The organism is Paraburkholderia fynbosensis (genome assembly GCF_902859935.1).
GTDB lineage: Bacteria > Pseudomonadota > Gammaproteobacteria > Burkholderiales > Burkholderiaceae > Paraburkholderia > Paraburkholderia fynbosensis.
Window position 1 is genome coordinate 76,270 of the sequence record NZ_CADIKI010000009.1, and the last position, 22,208, is coordinate 98,477.

Annotated in this window: 17 protein-coding genes and 2 pseudogenes; 11 read left to right on the forward strand and 8 right to left on the reverse strand. The window is 65.2% G+C overall.

Features of this window, described 5'->3' with window-relative positions; translation table 11 throughout:
• Positions 1 to 189 precede the first annotated feature (189 nt).
• Positions 190 to 1,296, reverse strand: a complete 1,107-nt coding sequence (locus tag HV770_RS16585; RefSeq protein WP_175161245.1) for a YVTN family beta-propeller repeat protein — start codon at positions 1,294 to 1,296, stop codon at positions 190 to 192.
• 304 nt (positions 1,297 to 1,600) lie between these two features.
• Here HV770_RS16585 and HV770_RS16590 point away from each other — a divergent pair, with 304 nt between their 5' ends.
• The 5 genes from HV770_RS16590 to gph all read left to right on the forward strand — a co-directional run bounded on the left by HV770_RS16590 (position 1,601) and on the right by gph (position 5,232).
• Entirely contained in the window at positions 1,601 to 2,344 is a 744-nt protein-coding gene (locus tag HV770_RS16590; protein ID WP_246290949.1) for an energy transducer TonB, read from the forward strand.
• A gap of 68 nt (positions 2,345 to 2,412) precedes the next feature.
• Entirely contained in the window at positions 2,413 to 3,174 is a 762-nt protein-coding gene (locus HV770_RS16595) for a MotA/TolQ/ExbB proton channel family protein (RefSeq protein ID WP_175161249.1), read from the forward strand.
• Positions 3,165 to 3,587: an ExbD/TolR family protein gene (locus tag HV770_RS16600; protein ID WP_175161251.1), complete on the forward strand. Its 423-nt coding sequence runs from the start codon at positions 3,165 to 3,167 to the stop codon at positions 3,585 to 3,587. Before HV770_RS16595 ends, HV770_RS16600 begins: the two co-directional genes overlap by 10 nt.
• Before the next feature lie 143 nt (positions 3,588 to 3,730).
• A complete protein-coding gene (locus HV770_RS16605; RefSeq protein ID WP_175161253.1) occupies positions 3,731 to 4,543 on the forward strand; it encodes an HAD family hydrolase in 813 nt (270 codons plus the stop codon).
• Positions 4,540 to 5,232, forward strand: coding sequence for a phosphoglycolate phosphatase (gene gph / locus HV770_RS16610; RefSeq protein WP_175161255.1), 693 nt, complete (start codon positions 4,540 to 4,542; stop codon positions 5,230 to 5,232). Before HV770_RS16605 ends, gph begins: the two co-directional genes overlap by 4 nt.
• Before the next feature lie 54 nt (positions 5,233 to 5,286).
• Here the strand turns inward: gph and HV770_RS16615 are convergent, their stop codons facing one another.
• Genes HV770_RS16615 through HV770_RS16625 form a run of 3 tightly spaced genes read right to left on the reverse strand, consistent with a single transcriptional unit; the run spans position 5,287 to position 8,312 of the window.
• Complete coding sequence (locus HV770_RS16615; RefSeq protein ID WP_175161258.1) at positions 5,287 to 5,949, reverse strand: ankyrin repeat domain-containing protein; 663 nt, start codon at positions 5,947 to 5,949, stop codon at positions 5,287 to 5,289.
• Between the two features lie 15 nt (positions 5,950 to 5,964).
• On the reverse strand, positions 5,965 to 6,582 hold the full coding sequence (locus HV770_RS16620; protein ID WP_175161260.1) for a c-type cytochrome: 618 nt from the start codon (positions 6,580 to 6,582) through the stop codon (positions 5,965 to 5,967).
• Positions 6,579 to 8,312, reverse strand: a complete 1,734-nt coding sequence (locus HV770_RS16625) for a pyrroloquinoline quinone-dependent dehydrogenase (RefSeq protein WP_175161262.1) — start codon at positions 8,310 to 8,312, stop codon at positions 6,579 to 6,581. Before HV770_RS16625 ends, HV770_RS16620 begins: the two co-directional genes overlap by 4 nt.
• Before the next feature lie 458 nt (positions 8,313 to 8,770).
• Here HV770_RS16625 and HV770_RS16630 point away from each other — a divergent pair, with 458 nt between their 5' ends.
• The gene (locus HV770_RS16630; protein WP_175161264.1) at positions 8,771 to 9,646 is read left to right on the forward strand and encodes an endonuclease/exonuclease/phosphatase family protein; all 876 of its coding nucleotides are present in this window, start codon (positions 8,771 to 8,773) and stop codon (positions 9,644 to 9,646) included.
• A gap of 48 nt (positions 9,647 to 9,694) precedes the next feature.
• On the opposite strand, the gene HV770_RS16635 is transcribed toward HV770_RS16630, so the two are convergent.
• From HV770_RS16635 to HV770_RS16650, 4 genes and pseudogenes are all read right to left on the reverse strand, one after another.
• Entirely contained in the window at positions 9,695 to 10,363 is a 669-nt protein-coding gene (locus HV770_RS16635) for a hypothetical protein (RefSeq protein ID WP_175161265.1), read from the reverse strand.
• Complete coding sequence (locus HV770_RS16640) at positions 10,360 to 11,766, reverse strand: selenium-binding protein SBP56-related protein (RefSeq protein ID WP_175161267.1); 1,407 nt, start codon at positions 11,764 to 11,766, stop codon at positions 10,360 to 10,362. The genes HV770_RS16635 and HV770_RS16640 overlap by 4 nt, the downstream gene beginning before the upstream one ends.
• A gap of 363 nt (positions 11,767 to 12,129) precedes the next feature.
• Positions 12,130 to 12,279: pseudogene (locus tag HV770_RS16645) on the reverse strand (amino acid permease); the annotation flags it as partial.
• A gap of 165 nt (positions 12,280 to 12,444) precedes the next feature.
• A pseudogene (locus HV770_RS16650) lies at positions 12,445 to 12,748 on the reverse strand (type 2 periplasmic-binding domain-containing protein); the annotation flags it as partial.
• 434 nt (positions 12,749 to 13,182) lie between these two features.
• Here HV770_RS16650 and HV770_RS16655 point away from each other — a divergent pair.
• From HV770_RS16655 to HV770_RS16675, 5 genes are all read left to right on the forward strand, one after another.
• Positions 13,183 to 15,687, forward strand: coding sequence for a penicillin acylase family protein (locus tag HV770_RS16655; protein ID WP_175161272.1), 2,505 nt, complete (start codon positions 13,183 to 13,185; stop codon positions 15,685 to 15,687).
• Positions 15,688 to 15,760: 73 nt separating this feature from the next.
• Positions 15,761 to 16,024, forward strand: a complete 264-nt coding sequence (locus HV770_RS16660; protein ID WP_175161274.1) for a hypothetical protein — start codon at positions 15,761 to 15,763, stop codon at positions 16,022 to 16,024.
• A 314-nt stretch (positions 16,025 to 16,338) separates the two neighbouring features.
• Positions 16,339 to 17,520: an efflux RND transporter periplasmic adaptor subunit gene (locus tag HV770_RS16665; RefSeq protein WP_175161275.1), complete on the forward strand. Its 1,182-nt coding sequence runs from the start codon at positions 16,339 to 16,341 to the stop codon at positions 17,518 to 17,520.
• 10 nt (positions 17,521 to 17,530) lie between these two features.
• Positions 17,531 to 20,734, forward strand: a complete 3,204-nt coding sequence (locus HV770_RS16670) for a multidrug efflux RND transporter permease subunit (protein ID WP_175161277.1) — start codon at positions 17,531 to 17,533, stop codon at positions 20,732 to 20,734.
• Positions 20,727 to 22,193: an efflux transporter outer membrane subunit gene (locus HV770_RS16675; protein WP_175161279.1), complete on the forward strand. Its 1,467-nt coding sequence runs from the start codon at positions 20,727 to 20,729 to the stop codon at positions 22,191 to 22,193. Before HV770_RS16670 ends, HV770_RS16675 begins: the two co-directional genes overlap by 8 nt.
• The last annotated feature ends 15 nt before the right edge of the window (positions 22,194 to 22,208 follow it).

Here is a 22,208-nt window from a genome sequence, read left to right on the forward strand (position 1 = left end):
GTTTGAAGGCCTCGTATGCGCGGCTTTCAACGCACCCCGACAGAACGCGCGAGCACCGCGGCGGGCGCCCCGGCACCCGGTCAACGAGCAATTCGTCGGGGCGGGTGCGCCGCGGCGGGGTTTGCGGGTGGGCCTGCGCTATGCCTGGAAAAAGGAGCGCGGAAATGACACCGCGCACGAGCGGATCGCTCAGTGCGACTCGATCGAGCCGTCGCTATGCGGATACGTGACGATGCCCCAGGCGAGCGGCAACTCGCCGATCTGCTTGATCGGCTGATAGCTCTTCGCATCGAGCACATAGACCGCATCGGAGCGTCCGCACGCGACCATCAGTTTCGAGCCGTCGGGCGTAAAGCTGAAGTGCCAGCAGCGCTGTCCGACCGGCACGTCGGCGACGTGTTCGTAAGTGTGGCCGTCGAAAACCTGCACCGCCTTGTCGCGCGAGGCGGCCACGAAAAGCCGCTGGCCGTCCGGGCCGAACGCCACGCCGTATGGTCCCAGTTTGGTGTCGACGGTCTTAAGCACTTCGAAACTGTGCGCGTCGATCACGACGAACTTGCTGAGCGACTCCAGCGTGACCACATAGTGCTTGCCGTCGGGCGACAGACGGATGCCGCGCGGGCGGCCGCCCGCCGCCAGCTTCACGGTCTTCACCGGCGCGCCCGTGCGCACGTGATAGACCGATACGGTGTCGTCGCCTTCATTGGTGACGAGCATCGCCTGGCCGTCGCGCGAGAATTCGATGCCTTCGGTTTCGTGACCGCTCGTCACCGAGCGGATCACGCGCCACGTTTTCATATCGACGATCGCGATTTCGGCAGGAAGCTTGTCGTCATCGTCGTCCGCGCCGGGCTTGCCGGCCTTGCCGGGCGGCGGGCCATCAGGTTTGGCCGCGGCCTGCGCCGGCGGCGGCCCGCCCGACTCGCCGGGCTCGTACGTCACATAGACATAGCCGTTGTGGACCCGCACATACTCCGGATTCTTGCCGATCTTCACGCGCCTGACGACCTTGCCCGACGCCGTGTCGATCACCGACAGATCGCCGGTGTTCTTGTTGGCCACCATCAGACGCGAGCCGTCCGCGTTCAGGCTCAGGCCGCGCGGCCCGTCCGCGCCCACCGGAAACGTTTTGGCCAGCGTCATCTGGTCGAGGTCGATCACGCCGACGCCGGCCTTCTCGCTCGTCACATAGGCAAGCGGCGCCGCTGCATGCGCGGCGCTCATGGCCAGCATGCACACGACGGCCAGCGCGACGCAACGGCGAGGTGTTCGGGTGGGAATCCGTGTCTCCAGCATTGTTGTGCTCCATGGTGAGATCGCTGCGCCGCGAAAGCTCGCGTCATCCATTCAAAGTATCCCACCGGGCGATTGTTTGACAACGCGCATCGGACGGGAGAATTTCCCGAATTGACGCGCGGCGACGGGCGCCGGTTCTAAAACCCCAAGTGCGGGAGGACAATGAACGTGGAGGTGGCCTGGGGTTCGAGCCGTGCCGACGCGCACGCACGCTGCGATTTGCGCGAACGAAGAAATCCTTGTCTGGCCGCGAGCGATGCTGCAAGTTGTCATGGCGAACCCGGCAAAACCCACGATCCCCGCGATGCGATTTCGTCGCGGGGTGATCGTGCTGGGTGTCGTGATCGGCGCGCATGTGCTGTTGCTGTATCTGGCGGTGTCGACGCACGACAGAATGGTCGAGCGGCCGATCGAACCGGTAACGATCACCGCCATGCTATTGAGTCCACAGGCTGAGCCTGTGCCGCCTGCCGCACCGGCTGCTGCGGCACCGCCGGCGACGCCGTCTCCCGCGCGCCCTGCGGTGCGTGCCAAACCCTCGCCGAAGGTGCAGCCGCAGGTGCAGCCGCAAGCGCGATCGCGCGCCTCACGCAGCGCAACGGCAACGCCCGCGCCTGTCGCGCCTCGTGCGCCGCTCACGCCAACCGAAAACGCCGCGCCGTCCGCCACCGCCCAGCCGGCCCCCGCTGTGCCGACACCCTTGCCCGCGACAGCGCCCGCAAACGAGAGCGCGCCCGCCACCGCGCCCACACTCGCGGAGTCGGCCACGCCAAGAAACGTCGCGCATATCGATTGCGCCATCCCGAAGCCCGACTATCCCGACAGTTCAATGCGGCGTGGCGAGAACGGCACCGCGATCGTGCGATTCGTCGTGGGGCTCTCCGGCCGCATCGAGACGACGCAGCTGCAAAAGAGCAGCGGCTATCCGCGGCTCGACGAGGCCGCACTCGCCGCGGTCCATGCGAGCGTCTGCCAGCCGTATAGAGAAAACGGCGCCGCGGTTCGCGCGGCGTACTCGCAATCGTTCGTCTTCGGACTCACCGAATGACCGACTCAACGATTCACCGGCTCACTGATTGACTGCCCCACCCGATCACAGGACAAAGGAAAACAGCCATGCAACATTACGGACTCGCGAATGTCTGGCAAAGCGGCGATGTCGTCACACGCTGCATTCTGAGCGTGCTGGTGATCATGTCGGTGCTGTCGTGGACGGTGATCATCGTCAAGCTCTGGCAGGTGCTGCGGCTCAGGCGCGTGACCGGGCAGAACGACGCGCGGTTCTGGAACGCGGACCGCTTCGAGGACGGCTTGAGCAGTCTCGGCCACCCCGGGCCGGCGTCGTCCGGGAATCCGTTGCTGGCGCTCGCTCTCTCGGGCCACGAAGCGGCGACACACCATCGCCAGACGCAACAGCATCTGCAGGACCGTATCGACGTCTCCGACTGGATCACGCGGCGTCTTCAGGACACGATGGACGAGACGGTTGCGCGCTTGCAGAGCGGCCTCGCGGTCCTCGCGTCGATCGGCAGCACGGCGCCCTTCGTCGGGCTTTTCGGCACCGTGTGGGGCATCTATCACGCGCTGATCGTGATCGGCGAAACCGGCCAGACCTCGATCGAACACGTGGCGGGACCGGTCGGCGAATCGCTGATCATGACGGCGTTCGGGCTCTTCGTGGCGATCCCCGCCGTGCTCGGCTACAACGGCCTGAATCGCGCCAACCGCACCATCGTGGCGCGCCTGAAACGTTTCGCGCACGGCCTGCACGCGTACTTCGTGACCGGCTCGCAATTGCGCTCGAGCGTCGGCGCGCAGATGCACGCGGTGCCGCGTGACAACAACCCGCCCCGCGACGGAGACTTCAGATGGCAATGAACCCCTTCTCCGACGATGACGATCAAGGCCTCATGAACGAGATCAACATGACGCCGCTGGTGGACGTCATGCTGGTCCTGCTGATCATTTTTCTCGTCACCATTCCGGCGATGCAGCATGCGGTGAGGATCGATCTGCCGCACGCAAGCAGCCAGCCCGAAGTGGTCAAAGCCGCGCACATCGACGTCGCGGTGGATGCGGACGGCGCGATCCTGTGGGACGGTCATGCCGTCACCGAAGACGGCTTGCGCGCGCGGATCGCCGAGGCCGCGCACGCGACGCCGCAACCGGAACTGCATTTGCGCGCCGACCGCAAGGTGCCCTATGAACGGGTCGCCGATGTGATGTCGGCCGTTCAGGCGGGCGGTTTGACGAAGATGGGCTTCGTCACCACGCCCAAGCCGAAGCCTTAGCGCGGCGCCTGAGCTGCGCGCCGCCGCGTCGACACCAAAGCGTCGCTTATCTAACGCGAAAGAATCTCTGAATTTGAATCGGCCCGTGGCTCCGCTATCGTGGTGCGTGTCTGAACGGCAACCACCATGACGAGGACCGGACGATGCAAGCCCTTATTTTCGACGTCGACGGCACGCTTGCCGACACCGAGACTGCTCATCTGCAGGCCTTCAATGCGGCTTTTGCGGAGGCCGGGCTCGACTGGTTCTGGGACGAGCCGCTCTACACGCGCCTTCTCAAGGTGGCGGGCGGCAAAGAACGGCTGCTGCATTACTGGCGCACGCTCGAACGCGAGGAAGCGGATGGCGCGAAAGCATGGGAGACCGTCGAGGCGCTCCACGCGCTCAAGACACGCCGTTACACCGGGCGCATACGCGGCGGCCTGCCGCTGCGCCCCGGCATTGCGCGTCTGATCGACGAGGCGCAGGCGCACGACATTCGACTCGCCATCGCGACGACCACCACGCCCGCGAATCTCGACGCCCTGTTGCAGGTCCACTTCGGCACGGCCTGGCGCACGCGCTTCGCGGCGATCGGCGACGCCGACACCACGCACGCGAAGAAGCCCGCGCCCGACGTCTATCATCACGTGCTCGAACAACTCGATCTGCCCGCGAGCGCGTGTCTCGCCTTCGAGGACTCCGGCAACGGTCTGCTCGCGGCCCGCGCGGCGGGTATTCCAACCATCGTCACACCGACCGGCTACACGGCGCAGGACAGCTTCGATGGCGCACTGGCCGTTCTGCCGCACCTCGGTGATCCGCAGATGCCGCTCGTTCAGCCTATGCCCGGCGAACCGCATCGCTGGGTCGACCTGGCAACGCTACGGCGCTGGCATCGGAGTACGCTGCCGCACGCCGGACCGGCTTGGTTCGCGGCGCCGGGCGCGCGCGCATTTGCGGCGAGTTCGCCATGACAGGCGCCTCGTGCCCGGCCGTGCTGATCGATCTGGACGGCACGATGGTCGACACCGCGCCGGACATTGCCGCCGCCGTTGGCCGCATGCTGGAGGATCTCGACGCAGCGCCCTTGCCGTTGGACACGGTGACCGGATTCATCGGCAATGGTGTGGCGAACCTCGTACGGCGTTCGCTGGAAGCGGCGGGCATGAGCGAGCGGTGCGACATCGAAGGGGCGCTGCGGGTATTCGAACGGCACTATGCCGATACGAACGGACAGTTCGGCCGGGTCTTTCCCGGCGTCGTGGCGGGCCTGCGCGCATTGCGCGAAAGCGGCTATCGCTGCGCCTGCGTGACCAACAAGCCACAGGCACTGGCGGCAGCGCTGCTGACGCGCACCGGCCTCGCCCGGTATCTGGATCTACTGGTCGCGGGCGACACGCTGGCGACCATGAAGCCTTCGCCGCAGCCTTACTGGCACGCCTGCCGGCTGCTCGACAGCGAGCCGGCACATTGCGTGGTAGTTGGTGATTCGCCGGTCGATGTCGCTGCGGCACGCGCGGCCGCTTTGCCTGTGTTCATCGTCAGCTATGGCTATGCGGGCGAGAGCGGTGCGCATGCATTGCGCTGCGACGCATTGATCGATTCGTTCGAAGCACTGCCGGCGATGCTCGCGCAGAGGTGGCTTCTGGCCGATTCGGAGTAACAGGCAGGCATCTGCCGATGCTGTGCGCTGCCAGGCGTGCGCACATGTTCGCGACTAGCCGGCGGACAGCACGCCGCTCGCTCTCGCCGACTTCGTCTGCACCGCGATATCCTTCGCCGTCATGCCGCGATTGTCCTTCAGCGCCGGGTTCGCGCCGCGCGCGAGCAGCAATTGAACGGTCTCCGCGCGATCGTATCCCGCGGCCCACATCAGCGCCGTGAGATCGTTCTTGTAGAGGCGATTCACGTCGACCCCGGCATCGAGCAAGCGGCTCACCACTTTCGTTTGTCCCTGCCCGGCCGCGTACTCCATCGCGGTCTTGCCGACGCGATCCGTCGTGAACAGGTCCGCGCCATGCGCGAGCAGCAGCGCGACGATTTCATCGAAACCGCCATAGGCCGCGGCCATTAACGGCGTGACGCCGGGCGCGCTCGCGTGCCCGACGTTCGCGCCGTGCTCGATCAGCGTGCGCGCCATGGCCGTATCGCCTTGCTTGCAAGCGGTGATCAACGCCGTATCGCCGATGCGGTTCATCGCATCCACGGCGGCGCCGCGCTGAAGCGCCGCGAGAAGCGACTGCTGGTCGTCGTCCTTGGCGGCGGCGAGCAGTTGCCGGTTGGTTTCGCCATCGCCTTGCGCTCTCGCGGGCAGGCACGCGCCGAACGCGGCGGCAAGCAGCATCGCGGTCGCGATGAAGCGGGTGAGCGTCTTTTTCATGGTGTCGGTTTCGTGCTATTGGAGATTGTTCACATACGCGGCCAGATTGCGGATGTCCTCGTCGCTCAGATTGCGCGACACGCTGGCCATGTTGCCCGCATCGTTGGTCCGCGTGTGCGCGCGGAAATCCTGCAATTGCTTGACGATGTACGGATACAGCTGACCGGACACGCGCGGAATCTCGTTCTGTCCGGCAAAGCCGCCGAGATGACACATCGTGCACAACACTTCCGCGGACTTCTTGCGGCCCGCTTCGATGCTGGCGCTATCCGATTTGAACGGCACGGTCACTAGCTTTTGCGCGGCGAAGTAGTCGGCGAGGTCCTGCATGTCCTCGCGCGACAGATTGGCCGCCATCGGCGACATGCGCGGGTCGCTGCGCCGCCCTTCCTTGAAGTCCCGCAGTTGCAGATAAATATAGCGTGCGGTTTGTCCGGCGAGAATCGGATAGTCCGGCGTGGTCGAGTTACCCATCGGTCCATGACAGGCCACGCACACCTGCGCTTTCGCCTTGCCCGCTTCGGCATCGGCACGTGCGTTCAGCGGCAGCCAGGCGGCGAACCAGCCGCATAGCAATGCCGCCCACGCACGGCGTGTCGCATGGCACCTTGAACGCAGCATCGGCCCCGTCATGGCAGCGCGAAGACAAGCACCGTGTTGCCGCGCTTGAAATCGATCTGCGTATTGCCGCCCGCCGCGACCGCGACGTACTGCTTGCCATGCACCGAGTACGACACGGCGGGTGCATTGACGCCGGCGCCGCACTGAAACTCCCAGAGCTTCTTGCCGGTGGCGGAGTCGAACGCGCGGAACAGCCCGTTGCCTTCGCCGTTGAAGACGAGGCCGCCCGCCGTCGCGAGCACGCCGCCGATCAGCGGCTGTTCGGTCTTGTAGTCCCACGCGACCTTGCCCGTGTCGACGTTCACCGCGGACAGCTTGCCCCATTGCTGCTCGTTCGCAATCACCTTGAACGCGCCGCCGAGCCACAGCTTGCTGCCGCCCGGATAAGCCGCCTCCTCGACCTGATACGTCATCGGCTGATGCAGATTGGCCGCATAGACGAACCGCGTTTTCGGATCGAAGGCGATCGGCGACCACTCGACCCCGCCGTTCGCACCCGGCAGCATGCGCGCGCCGGCTGCCGTGGGCAGCGTCCACATGTTTTCTTGCGGGATCATCGCTTGCGAATAGCGGATCAGACGTCCGGTGGCGCGGTCGTGAACGTACACGTGGCCGGTCTTGCCGGCATGCACGACGCCCGGAATCATTTTGCCGTCGTTGTCGCGCACGTCGATCAGGATCGGTGGGCTGACCGCGTCGAGGTCCCACACGTCGTGCGGCACGTACTGGTAGTGCCATTTGTATTTGCCGGTGTCGAGATCGATCGCGACGAGCGAGTCGGTATAGAGATTGTCGCCCGGCCTGATCGCGCCATACAGGTCCGGCGACGGATTGCCCACGACGAAGAACACCGTTTTCGTTTGCCGGTCGATGGCGGGCGTCATCCACACGCCGCCGCCGAGCGTCTTGTAGAAGTCGCCGCCCTTCGCGGCGAGCTGCTGCTTCTCCGCGTCGATGTCGCGCTTCTCGTCGCGCCCGGTCGCGTCCTTGGTGGCCCACACGCCTTCCTGGCCGGTTTCCGGAATCGTGTAGAAGGTCCACAGCAACTGGCCGGAATTCGCATCGAACGCCTTGACGAAGCCGCGAATGCCGTACTCCCCGCCGTTCGTGCCGATCAGCACCTTGCCGTCGACGACCGCGGGCGCCATTGTTTCCGAGTAGCCCTGATCGGGATCGGCGATCTCGGTTTGCCACAGCACCTTGCCGGTCTTCGCGTCGAGCGCGACGAGTTTCGAGTCGAGCGTGCCCATGAAAAGGCGGTCGCCCGAGATCGCCACGCCGCGATTGTTAGGCCCGCAGCAAAACGTCGTCACCGGCCCCATCTTGTGCTTGTAATGCCAGAACTCCTTGCCCGTCGCCGCATCGACCGCGTACACGTGATTGAACGACGTGGTGATGAACATCACGCCATTCGAGACGATCGGCGCCGTTTCCATCGACTCGTTGACGGCGGTCTGGAAGATGAACGCGGGTTTGAGCTTCGCTACGTTGGTCCGGTTGATTTGCGTGCCCTGGTAGTAACGCGTCTGCGCGTAGGAACCGTTCGAGTGGAGCCAGTCGGCCGTCGCGGTGGCCGCGCGGTCGAGCTGTTCCTGACTGACGGGCTGAAGCGTCGAGGGCACCGGCGAGGCGGTGGTGGTCGAGGTGTTCTGGACTTCGTCGGCGGCGTGAGCGGCAGGCAAGCCGAGTGCGATGGCGAGCAGGGGCAGGCCGACGACACCCCGGGTGAGTGTGAATGGCATGAGCGTCTCCTTGGATTGTTATCGTTCGAGCTTCTCGACGACGGAATGCGGCATTCATCCACCGGCGGACAGCGTGGAAAAGCAGGATGGCGCAGCCCTCTCAAACAACAAAAGCGTACGATTTTGAACCGTTGATTACTTTGTGCGGACGCGTCGGCTGCGCAGAGGGAAAACGAGGCGATGTGCTCGTCCCCTAAAAGGCCGGCTCGCTTAAGCGTAGGCTATGCGCTTCGGTTTTTCTAGAACGTCGATGCGTTTTTATCACGTGTCGCTCGATACGTATGACCATTTTGTCGCGCAGCTGGTTTGCTGCTTGAGGTCGCAAAACGGCTGCGTTGGCATCGATGGCGCTCGAAGGACCGAGCGCAGCATTCGAAGCACCGACATGTGGGCGCTTCGCCCGCATCACATCCCCGATACAGCGGTAAACTGACCGTCTGCCTGTCAGGGAGAGTGCCATGAAACTCGTCGACTGGAACATTCAGTGGGGTCTGGGCGTGGACGGCCGTGTCGACCTTGGCCGGATCGTGCGGGAGGCGCGCGCGTTGTGCGACTTCGATGTCCTGTGCTTGCAGGAAGTCACGCGCGGATTCAATGACGAGCCGCAGGCCGGCGGATTGAAGGGCCATCCATCGCCCGATCAATTCGCCGAGCTGGCGACATTGCTGCCCGAGATGACGGTGATCGACGCGATCGGCTCCGATCTGCCATCGCTGCGCGATGGCCTGGCGCCTCGTCGGCAGTTCGGCAACGCCATTGCGACCCGCCTGCCGGTGCGTCAAGTGCTTCGGCATTCGCTGCCATGGCCCGCCGATCCCGCCAAACCGTCGATGTTGCGCGTCGCGCTCGAAGCGGTGCTCGACACCGATGTCGGCCCGCTACGCGTCATTAGCACGCACCTGGAGTTCTATTCGGACAAGCAGCGGCTCGCGCAAGTCGAAAGACTGCGTGAGTTGCATCGCGAAGCATGCGATCACGCGCGTCATCCCGCCAAAGCGGAAAAGCCGGACAGCCCGTTCGCCGACACCGCTCGCCCGATGAGCGCCATTCTGTGCGGCGACTTCAACAGCGCGTTCGAAGAAGCGGCGTATTGCCGGATGCTCGAACCGGTCGCCGATGCGCCCGCCTTTGCCGACGCCTGGTCCTGCGCGCATCCAGGGGAGCCGCGCGCCGCGACGGTCGGCCTATACGATCACGAGCAATGGCCCGATGGACCCTTCGCGTGCGATTTCATTTTTGTCACGGACGACCTCGCGCCGCGAGTCGAGGCGTGCGACGTGAATCAGCACAGCCGCGCGTCGGATCATCAACCGATGTGGCTGACGTTGCGCTGAGACGAAGCGGCGTCCAGTACGCGGATTGCAGCGAACACGCAACGACGCTCAGCCAACGCCGGCATTCGTCAACGCGATCGCCCCCACCAGAATCAGGCTCGACGCCCATATCGCATCCAGATTGAACCAGCTGCGCGACACGAACTTCAGTCCCAGATAGCGATAGACGAGCCAGGCCAGCAGCCCGCCCGCCGCGAGCATCGCCGCACCGTGCACGGCGGAGACCCAGAGCGCCATGCGAAGGCTGTCGCCGATCAACGCCTGGGCGGCCCAGTGCGCGTGATCCATGCCGTAAGAGCGGCACAGTCCGAGATAGATCGGCACGAGCATCAACCCCGCGCCGTGCGCAAGCGCAATCGCGAACGACCAGAGCGCGAGCCTCGACGGCGGAATCCGCGCGAGCATGCGCGGGTGGCGTCGGCGGATCAGAAGACAGGCGCCGAAGGCGATCACGAGCACGCTCGCGCCGACCTGTATCGCGCGCTGCCATTCGAGCAGCACCGCCAGCATCGCGAACGGCAGCATCACCACGAACATCGCGAGCACGTGCCCGGCGGCGAGATAGAACAGCGCGGCAAACAGCGCCCGCGCGCGTCGCTGGATCAGTCCGTTCGACACGGCGAGCGGCCAGCCCATCGCCGGGTTGAGCCCGTGATAGAGACCGCTCGCAAGGATGGCTAACCAAAGGCCGAGACGCGGCCAACCTTCCGCGGTCAAACGCCCACCGACGGGTAACAGAACGAATCGGTCGAGCAGTCTCCCCCTTCGAGCCGGATCTGGTGAGCCCGATAGCCATCGGGGAAGCTCACCCAGTAATCTTCGGCCAGCGCGAGGCCGCCGCCCGGTTCAGCCCGCGCCATCACCTTCGCCGCGGGCACGCCGGCCGGGTAGAACTGGTCGTCCCAGGTCGAATAGAGCGAGTTGGTCCAGTACACCCGCTTGCCGTCGCGGCTGATCTCGACCATCTGCGGTCCGCCGGCGAATGCTTCACCGTTCGGATGGGGCGCGCGCCGCACGATCCCGCCGATCTGCACCGTGCCCGTCAGTTTCGGCTTGCGCGGCTCCGTCACGTCGTATTGACGCATCTCGCCGGTGCCCCAGCAGGCGACGTAGAGGAATTTATCGTCGAGCGAGAGATCGATGTCCGTGACGAGTGGCGGCACCGCGCCGAAACCCTGCAACAACGGCGGCAACAGTTCGGCGGCCGCCGGTTCGGGCGGGATGGTCGCCGTCTTCTCGATGTGGAACTGTCCGTCCTCGCGCCACCAGGTCCAGATCGACCCTTCGAGGTTCGTCGTGTCCACCACCACGCCGATGAACCCGTACTCACGGCTCGGATCGTGCGCGGGCCGCACTTCGAGCGCCATCTGGTGATTCGCGCCGAGGTCGATGGTCTGCACGTTGCGTCTTGCCCGCAGATCCCAGAAGTGGACGCGATGTCCGTACCTGTTGGCCAGCAGGTCCTCGGGCACGATGCCGTTCTCGAACTGCGGCGGCAATGCCCACTCGCTCGACACCATGTAATCGCGCGGCAGGTTCCACCAGAAATCGTAGTGCTTCTCCTGCATGCCGCGGTCGATCTCCCAGCGGCCGAGCACGTCGAAGGTCTCGCAGTCCATGATGAAAATACCGGGCGGCCCATCGGTGCCGTCCTGGCCGCCGCCGCCCAGCGTGCTGATGTAAATACCTTCGGGCCCGCAGTGAACCGTATGCGGACGCGAATAGCCGGTCTTGCGGAAGATCTCCTCGGGTTCGATGATCTTGTGAATGCTCGCCTGAGTCGGATCGGGTTGGGTGTCGACAATATAGATGCGCGACGAACGCATGCCTGGAATGATCAGGTAGCGCCGTTCGAGGAAAGCGTGGCCGGTCAGCGGCGACAGCGCCGATGAGCACGCGTTCCAGCCGAAATGATGGAACTCGTCGCCCTTGTTCGGCATTGTCACCGTGTGAACGACCTTGCTGTAGGTCGGCGAGCCGGGCTTCACGTCGATTACGGCGAGCGCATCGGGCTGCGAAAAATCAGGGCTGAGCAGCAGCGTGTACGCGTATTCTTCCGGCGGCGCATCCATCGCGAGTCTCGGCGATGCGTGGAACGTGGAATCTGGGCGCATACCCATGGCGCGGGTCTCCTGTTGTCTGGTTCCGGTCGCAAGAGTGCGGATATTGATTGATCTGTAAGTCGCCGCTCGGCTGCTTGCGAACGGTGCAGGTCGGCGAAATGCGCGGCTAGACGGCGCGTATTACAGACCATGCTCAGCGCACGGGCGTCACGATCTTCCCGTGGCCGTCGGTATCGAAAATGGTCGATGCGATATCTGCGGCGGCGAAGTCGTCGCGCCCATAGCGGCGCTCAATCTAGATTTGTAGTTCACGGCTGCGGTGAGATCAACTGAAAGTTTCGTAACGTTCGGCGCGGCTGGCCGGCGTATTTTTTGAACTGGCATGCAGACGGACGCCACGAGTCACGACTACCGCCTTGCGCCGATGAACGCGAAGAACACCACCGCCGCGCCGCGCAGAATCCCGCTCATTCCGAAGTGGCCGAACTCGCCGGTGTTCGCCGGGACGAACGGATGCCAGTTCTCCGGTTTGATGAAAAACACGCCGAGCGCGATGAAGGCGACCACCAATCCTCGTGCTGCTGTACGGGCAGAGCCGTATTTTCTTCACGATGTCGCTGGACGGCTTGCTGCCACCGCTGTTCGCGCGGGTGCATCCGCGTCTGCAGACCCCAGCGTTGCGATGCGTGCGCGGCGCGCGTGACTGCCGGCCTGACAGCGGTTTACCACCTTACGTCAAACGTCGGCCGCCCGAGCCGGCGCCGGCATCCGCTCGGGCAATTCGCCAATGCCCTTCGGACGCTCGGCCATGAACTCGCGCAGCACGCGCTCCTGGGTCGAGAAGCGCCGGTTCGGCAGATCCGCCATGTAAATCTGCCAGCCGATCAGCGCCTTTTCGAGCCGGTAGTCCGGCAGCGCGACCTCCAGTTCGCCGCTCACCAGCAGATCGCGGACCAGCCAGATCTCGAACTCGGCGATCCCCGAGCGCCGCGCGCGTCGCCTCCAGCAGCAGTTCCGAGTGATCCGACTGCATATTGCCCAACGTGTCTGGAGCGGCTTGAAACCGTCCGCAAGGTGTCGACGCGCGATGGCGCGCTCTCACGACCACCGATCTGTCGACCGGCCAGCGCAAACGGCTTGCGCCGGTGCACGCGTATCTCGAACGGCGCCCGGGAATGGTGCTCGACGAACGGGACGCCGACCAGGACCCGGCGTTCCGCCGCATCTTCTACACTGAAATCTTTCCGGATCGGAAGCGTCAGGGCAAGATGCTGATCGTGATGTCGCACGACGACCGCTACTTCAGCGGGCGAGCGCTACATCCGGCTCGAATACGCTCGTATCGTCGAAGAAGTGCGGCCGCTGCGCGGGCCGCTCGACGCGGGGGTGGCCGCCAGTACGTCGTAAGGCGGCGCGCCCGTTCCCGCTCTGCGTCACGTCCTTCACCGTCTGCAGCCTGCACGTGGATTGCCTATGCCTTTGAACGTTTTTCTGCGCCGCCGGGTCCGTCTGCTTGCCACGCTGCCCTTGCTCGCATGGGGACTGCAGAGCTGCGCCGTGCCGAACGCCGACCTCGACGCGCACACGGGACCGTATCGGGTCGAGATCCGCCGCACCGGGCTGGGCATTCCGCATGTGAAAGCCGCAGACTGGGGCAGCCTGGGCTACGGCTACGGCTACGTGCAGGCGCAGGACAACCTGTGCACGATGGCCGACGCCTTCGTCACCTATCGCGGCGAACGCTCGCGCTACTTCGGCGCGAGCGCGCGCCCCACTGCCGAAGCGACCTTCGGCCAGCCCGACAATCTCGACGCCGATTTCTTCTTCCGTTTCGTCGCCGACGACGCGGCCGTCGCGCGCTATCGACAAAGTCAGACCGCCGACATGCATGCGCTGATCGACGGCTTCGTGGCGGGCTACAACCGCTATGTCGGCGAGCTTGCGCGAGGCGGGTCACCCGGCGCGCATGCGGCTTGCCGTACGGCGCCGTGGGCGGGCGAGATCAGCAGCGCGGATATTTACCGGCGTCTCTACGCGGCCAATCTGGCGGGCAGCGCGGTACGCTTTGCGAGCGCGATCGCGACGGCAAAGCCGCCGGTTGCGGACGGTGCACAACCGGCCGCTTCGCGTGAGCAGCAGCCGGAAGACGTGAGCACAACGGACCAAACCGGACTTGCCGCCACCGCACCGCTCGCCCACCTCGGCGGCCATTCTGGAATCGGCAGCAACGCCCTGGCATTCGGCGCGGACGCGACGCATAACGGCAGCGCGCTGCTGCTCGGCAATCCGCACTGGTTCTGGAGCGGCCCGGACCGCTTCTACCAGGCGCAATTGACGATCCCCGGCAAGCTCAACGTGAGCGGCGTGTCCTTTCTCGGCGTGCCGCTGATCGTGATCGGCTTCAACGAAAACGTCGCGTGGACGCATACGGTCTCCACCGCCAAGCGCTTTGGCCTCTTCAAGCTGACGCTCGTGCCGGGCTCGCCGACGCGCTACGTGGTCGACGGCAGGAGCGAAGCGATGACGCCGACGCAAGTGAAGGTGGACGTGCGCGCGGACGACGGTTCGATCCATAGCGTGTCGCGCACGCTGTATCGCTCGCGTTTCGGCGCGCTCGTGAATCTCGGCGCGATGTCGCCCGCGCTCGCGTGGAATCGGCAGCAGGCTTTCGCGCTGCGCGACATCAACGCCGACAACTTCCGCGTGTTCGAAAACTTTCTCGAATGGAACCAGGCGAGTTCGCTCGACGATTTCATCCGCATCCAGAAGAAGAACGCGGCGATGCCGTGGGTGAATACGCTCGCGATCGGCCGGGGCGATCCGCGCGTGTGGTACGCGGATATCGGCGCGGTACCGGACGTGCCTGATGAACTCGCGCAACGGTGCACGCCGCCGGTCGGCCGCGCCCTCGCGCAGTCGATGCCGGGCGTGCCGTTCCTCGACGCTTCGCGCAGCGATTGCGACTGGCGCAATCAGGCCGGCTCGGTGCAGCCGCACGCACTGCCGGTCGCGCAGATGCCGAGCCTCTTGCGGCGCGATTACGTCGGCAATTTCAATGGCAGCTACTGGCTCAGCAATCCGGCCGAGCCGTTGAGCGGCTACGCGCAGATCATCGGCGCGACGCATACGCCGCAATCGCTGCGCACGCGCCTCGGTCACAGCATCGCGACGCAGCTGCAAAGCGATCCGGCGGGCGTCTCCGCCGATGCGCTCGGCCGCGCCGCGCTCGACAGCCGCTCGATGTCGGCGCTGCTGTTCAAGCAGCCGGTGCTCGATCGCTTGTGCGGCGGCGCAGCGGCCGCTGCGAATGACGCCGCGAATGATGCCGCGGATGACGCCGATAAGCACAACGACCTCGGTCAAGCCTGCAAAGTACTCGCCACCTGGGACGACACCGCTAGTGCCAATGCCGTCGGCGCGACGCTGTGGGACGAACTGTGGCGTCGACTGAGGACGATCCCGCCGGCGCAGTTGTACGCGGTGCAGTTCGATCCCGCCCAACCGCTGACGACGCCCGCGGGCATCGCCGCGGACCCGGCGAAACTCGCCGCCGCGCTGCACGACGCCATCGCCGCCTTGCGTCACGCCGGCATCGCGCTCGATGCGCCGCGCAGCGCCGCGCTCTACGTGCAGCGCAATGGCGAACGCATCCCCCTGTTCGGCGGCTGCGACGCGGGCGGCTACTTCACGGCCGCGTGCGCGGCCCATCCATTCGATACGCGCGGCTATTCGATGGACGTCAACCCGAACGGCGACACCTACCTGCAGCTCGTTTCGTTCGACGGCGATCAGGTGCTTGCGCGGACCTTGCTTGCGTCGTCCGAATCCGGCGACCCGGCCTCGCCCCACTACGCCGATGCGACGCGCGACTATGCCGCGCGGCGCTGGCTGAGCATTCCGTTTTCCGAAGCGTCGATCGCGCGTGATCCCGCGTTGCGCGTGCACACCTTGAGTTCGTCGGATGCGCGAGCGCGCTAATCGCTTCAGGCGTTCGGCTGGCCGAAGCACTGACGCGGCGGTAATCGCTTGAAAGGGCGAGTGGCGATTCGCCATGACCATTCTTCGTGATATCCGCGTGATCAGCGCACCGCCGCTCATTCATGCTCGACCGGCGGCTCCGGCTTTCCGCCCGGCTTTTCATTCATACCGGTTGCGCGCCGTTCAAATCGCCATTGCGATATGCCAGATTGAAAACATAATCGACGATTCGCCCATTATTTCCGGCCACGCCCTTATGCGGTTTATCTGTATTAGATTTTTGCGCGCCCGCTGCCGGCATCGCGTCGCTTTCAATTGCGTTGGCGCGGTTATTTGACAAGCAGGTCAAACCTTGTAAGATCGACGGAAGCTTTTGCCGTGGGCATCAAAAGTATCAAGCTCGTTGTCCGCATGAAAGCGCATTGCTGAAATACCGGATCAAAATGCTGGCCTTCAGTGAGAATACGCATGAAACACCTCTCTTCGATTACAACGTGGGTTCAGGCAACTTGTCATTGGACGCAAGCGTGTAATACGCCGGCTGCAACGGCCGCTCGGAAGCCATAAAAAAACCACTGCCATCACACTGCAAGACCGTCAGACTGCAAGCGATTCAAAGCGAAAAAGAGTGCCTTCACCGAGGAGTTTCTCTTGCCCTGCTCCGCGTCCAGCTTATGTAGTCGTGCCGTATTCGTTGTCGTTACCGGTTTGCCGTTCGTGCTCGCCGCCTGCGGCGACAGGCAGGATGCGCCCGCCGCGGCCATGCCGCCGGTGCCCGTGGTGGTCGAAACGGTGGCCGCGTCGAACGTGCCGGACGTCGTCGAATTGCCTGGCCGGATCGAGGCGGTCCGCACCGCGGAGATCCGCGCGCGGGTCGACGGCATCGTCGAGCGCACGCTTTATCAGGAAGGCACGGACCTGAAGGCCAACGCGCCGCTCTTCCAGATCGACGACCGAGACTACCGCGCACAGTTGCAGCAGGCGCAGGCTGCATTGACGCGCGCGAGCGCCGTGTATAAAAACGCGGCTTCGGTGGTCGATCGCTTCAGGCCGCTGCTCGAGCGGCACGCGGTCAGCGCCCAGGAAAACGACGACGCAGTCGCAACGATGCAGCAGGCCCAAGCCAGCGTCGCCGATGCGCAGGCCGCCGTGACGCTCGCCAATCTGCGGCTCGAACGCTCTGTGGTCCGCACGCCGATCGCCGGACGCGTGGGCCGCGCGCAAGTCACCGAAGGCGCGCTCGTCAGCGCCAGCGCGGCCACGCTGATGGCGCAGGTCAATCAGCTCTCGCCGATCAACGCGGTGTTCACGCAATCGAACACGGCGATGCTCGACGTCGAGCAACAGATCCAGTCGGGCACGCGCAAGGCGATCGATATGAAACACGTCGAGGTCGAACTGCTGCTCGCCAACGGCCAGATCTACGACGAGCGCGGCTTCATCGACTTCGCCGATCTGGTCGTCGACCCGTCGACCGGCACGCAAACGGTGCGCGCCCAGTTTGCCAATCCGTCGCGCACGCTGTTGCCCGGGCAGTTCGTGCGCGGGCGCATCATCACGGCGGGCAACCGGCAAGGCATCCGGATTCCCGAACGCGCGGTGCAACTGGACAACGGCATCGCCAGCGTCGCGCTCGTCGCGGACGACGGCACCGTGGTTCACCGCAACATCGATCTCGGCGAGCAAGGCGAAGGACGCTGGACCGTGCGCGACGGGTTGAAGCCCGGCGAGCGCGTGATCGTCGACGGATGGCAGAAGGTCCAGCCCGGCCAGCGGGTCGATGCGCGGCCTGCCCCCGCAGCGGCGCCGACACCGGCTTCGGCCACGCGCTGACGGGAGCCCGATGAATCGTTTCTTCGTTTCCCGCCCGGTCTTCGCCTGGGTCATCGCACTGTTCACGGTGCTGTTCGGCACGTTGGCCGTCGCGCTTCTGCCGGTCGAACAATATCCGGACGTCGCGCCGCCCTCGCTCAGCATCTCGGCGATCTTCAGCGGCGCCGACGCGCGCACGCTCGATCGCACCGTGACCTCGATCATCGAAGACGAGATGAACGGCATCGAGAATTTTCTCTACATGTCGTCGGTCAGCCGCTCCAACGGCACCGCGCAAATCACCGTGGTGCTCAAGCCGGGCACCAATCTCGACATCGCACGCACCCAGGTGCAGGACCGCCTGAGCCGGGTCGAGCCGCGCCTGCCGCTGGAAGTGCGGCAACGCGGCATCAGCGTGACCAAGGCGTCGTCGGGCTTTCTGATGCTGCTCGCGCTGCAGAACGCCGACGGCTCCACCAACGCGACGGCGATGGGCAACTTCGCGTCCAACAACATCGTCAACGAGTTGCGCCGGATCGACGGGGTCGGCGACGTGCAGCTGTTCGGCTCGTCGTACGCGATGCGCATCTGGCTCGACCCGACCCGGCTCACGGGCTTCGGTTTGTCGGCGAGCGAGGTGTTGCAGGCCGTGCAGGAGCAGAACAGCCAGACGGCAGGCGGCGGACTCGGCGACCAGCCCAACGCGGGCGGCTCGGAATTCACCGCGCAGATCGTCACGCAAAGCCGTTTTTCGACGCCTGAGCAGTTCCGCGAAATCATCGTGCGCGCCAATCCGGACGGCTCGACCGTGCGTCTGGGCGACGTCGCGCGCGTCGAACTCGGCAACGACAGCTACGGCAACCGGTTGAGCGTCAACGGCAAGGAGTCGGCCGGCATCGCGATCCAGCTCGCAAGCGGCGCGAACGCGCTCGCGGTCGCCAATCACGTGCGCCAGCGCATGGCCGAATTGCAGCCGACCTTCCCGCGCGGCGTGACGTGGGCGGTGCCGTTCGATACGACGCCGTTCATCACGACGTCGGTGCACAGCGTGATACGCACGATGATCGAGGCGCTGCTGCTCGTCACCGTCGTGGTCTTCCTGTTCCTGCAGGACTGGCGCGCCACGCTCATTCCGACGCTGGTCGTGCCGGTCGCGCTGATCGGCACCTGTGCGGGGCTGTATCTGTTCGGGCTGTCGATCAACATTCTGTCGCTGTTCGGGATGGTGGTGGCGATCGGTATCCTCAACGACGACGCGATCGTGGTCGTCGAAAACGTCGCGCGCATCATGCGCGAAGAAGGGCTCAGCGCGCCACGCGCCACCGTCAAGGCGGTTGGGCAGATATCCGGCGCGGTGATCGCGAGTACGCTGGTGCTGGTCGCGGTGTTCATTCCGATGGCGTTCTTCCCCGGCTCGACCGGCGGCATCTACCGGCAGTTCTCGGTGACGCTCGCGGTGTCGATCATCCTCTCCACCCTGCTCGCGCTCACGCTCGGCGCGGCGTTGTGTGCCGCGTTGCTACGCAACGAAACCTATAGCGGGACCGCGCCGACAAGCGCGGCCGGCAAACTGTTGCAGCGGGTGTTCGACGGCTTCAACCGCGGGCTCGGCGCGGGCACCGACCGTTATATTCGCGGCGTCGACGCGATGCTGCGCTCGCCGCTGCGCTGGCTGCTGCTGTTCGTGATGGCCTGCGTGATTACCGCCTGGCTTTTCATGCGGCTGCCGGGCGGCTTTCTGCCGACCGAGGACCAGGGGCATCTGTTCATCACCTACACCGGCGCGCCGGGCTCCACCGAGCAGCGCACCCACCAGGCGATCAACCAGGTCGAAGCGTTTTTGCGGCAACAGCCGCAGGTGCGCAACGTGGCGTCGGTCACCGGCTTCAGCTTCTTCGGCCAGGGACAATCGGCGGCGCTCTCCTTCGTCGATCTGAAGCCGTGGGACGAGCGGCCAGGCGAGGCGAACTCCGCGAGCGCGCTGGTGCGCCGCGCCAACGGCGCGTTCCGGCAGATTCCCGAAGCGATGATTTTCGCGCTCGATCCGCCCGCCATCCCCTCGCTCGGCAACGCGACCGGCTTCACGATGAAGATCCAGGACCGCAGCGGCGTCGGCGGCGATGCGTTGCAACAGGCCGCGCGGCGCATCATGATCGAGGCGGCGCAAAGCCCGATCCTCGCGGGCGTGCGCTCCGAGGGCATGCCCGAGGCGCCGCAGCTCTACGTCGAGATCGACCGCGTCAAGGCGCGTGCGCTGGGCCTGCAGATCGGCCAGGTGAATCAGGCGCTGGCGCTATCGTTCGGCTCGAACTACGTGAACGACTTCGTGTTCGAAGGCAATGTGCTGCGCGTCTTTCTGCAAGCGGATGCCGAGCATCGGATGAGAGCGGAAGACGTGAGCGCGCTGCGATTGCGCAACAACCGCAACGAGATGGTGCCGTTCTCGGCGTTCAGCCGCGTGCGCTGGATTTCCGGCCCGCAGCAGCTCGAACGCTATAACGGCTTTCCGTCGGCCACGGTGTCGGGCCAGGCGGCAGCGGGCCGCTCGAGCGGCGCGGCGCTCACTGAAATGGAACGCATCGCTTCGCATGTGCTGACCGGCAACCTCACGTACGAATGGACCGGCACCGCGTTCGAGGAGAAACAGGCCGGCGGCCAGATTGGCCTGCTGCTCGGCCTGTCGCTGGTGGTCGTGTTCCTGCTGCTCGCCGCGCTGTACGAAAGCTGGGCGATTCCGGCCTCGGTGCTGCTGATCATTCCGTTCGGCGTGATCGGCGCGGTGGTGCTGACGATGCTGCGCGGCCTCTCGGCGGACGTCTACTTCAACATCGGGCTCGTGACCATCATCGGGCTCGCGGCGAAGAACGCGATCCTGATCGTCGAGTTCGCGATCAAGGAGGAATCCGAAGGAAAAGACGCGATTGCCGCCGCGAAGAACGGCGCGCAGCAGCGTCTGCGCCCGATCCTGATGACCAGCGTCACTTTCGTGCTCGGCATGATGCCGCTCGTGCTCGCGACCGGCGCGGGCGCCGCGAGCCGGCGCGCGGTCGGCACCGGCGTGATGGGCAGCATGTTGACGGCGACGCTGTTCGGCGTATTCTTCACGCCGCTGTTCTATGTGGCGGCGCGTCGCTGGCTGAGCCGCAAGAAACGCAAGGTCGATCTCGACGACGATGACGTGTCCGCGCCCGCGTCCAGCGGCGGCGAACCGGCGGGAGGCAAGCAAGATGCGTAAGCGCCTGCTCATCCCATTGCTGCCGCTCGTCTGCTCGCTGGCCGCGTGCAATTTCGCGCCGGCCTATCGCCAACCCGAACTGCCGATTGCGGAGCGCTTCGACACATCGGCAACGCCCCATGACGAAGGCACCCACCTCGCAACCGAGGTCGATTGGGAAACGTTTTTCGCCGATCCACACCTGAAACTGCTGATCGCCGCGGCGCTGCAACGCAATCGCGATCTGGCGGCGTCGGTCGCGCGCATCGAACAGGCACGCGCGTTCTATCGCATCCAGAACGCGCAGCGCTTCCCGCAAGTCAACGTGAACGCGGGCGCGACGCGTACCAAAACGCCGCTCAGTTCAATCGAACCGGAACTCCCCGACAACGACACGTCGATCCAGTTCAACCAGTACAACGTGCAGGCGGCGGTGACGTCGTTCGAACTCGACTTCTGGGGCCGGGTGCGCAATCTCAGCGACGCCGCGCGCCTGCGCTATCTCGCAACCGTCGAAGCTCAGCGCGCGTTCCGTTTGTCATTGATCGGCAATGTCGCGGCGAACTACTACGCGATCCGCTCGGGCGAGGAAGGCATCGAGCTTGCCGAACGGACATTGGCCAGCCGCCGCTATGCGCTGGATGTAGCGAAGCTGCGGTTGGATGCCGGCGTCACGTCGATGATCGACTACGAGCAGGCCGCGATTCTCGTCACGCAGGCTCAGACCCAGTTGGCGGAATTGCAAAGGACCACCGCGCAGCAGCGCAATCAACTGGAAGTGGTGATCGGCGGACCGCTGCAGGACACGCTACCCCCGGCTGCGCCGATCGCCGACGCGAAACAGTTCGGCGCGCTGGACCCTGGTCTGCCGTCCGAGTTGCTCGTCAATCGGCCCGACATCGTGCAGGCCGAACAGCAGCTTCGCGCAGCCGACGCGGACATCGGCGCGGCGCGCGCGGACTTCTTTCCGCGCATCGCACTGACGGGAAGTTTCGGTTATGTGTCGGCGGAATTGAGCGACCTCTTCGTGCCGGGAAAACAGGCGTGGTCGGTGGGCGCGCTGGTCGCGATGCCGATCTTCGATGCCGGCCAGCGTCAGGCGCAGCTCGCGCAGACACGCGCACGGCGCGACGAACTGGTCGCCGATTATCAGCGCACCGTGCAGACGGCTTTTCGTGAGGTGTCCGATGCATTGGTCGGACGGCAACGCTATAAGGAGCAGATTACCGCGCAGGAACAGGCGGTCGAAGCGCAGCGGCAACTCGCCGAAACGGCCGAGCTTCGCTATGAGAATGGGATCTCGATCTATCTCGAGGTGGTGGATGCGCGGCGCAATCTTTTTTCTGCCGAGCAGCAGCTGATTCAGCTTCGCGCCACCGCGTTGCAGAACGGCGTGTCGCTTTACGTCGCGCTGGGCGGCGGTCCCGACGCGCCGCCAATGCAACACGTGCAAGCGGTCGGGAACAACCGGCCCAACTGAGACACTGGCGCAACT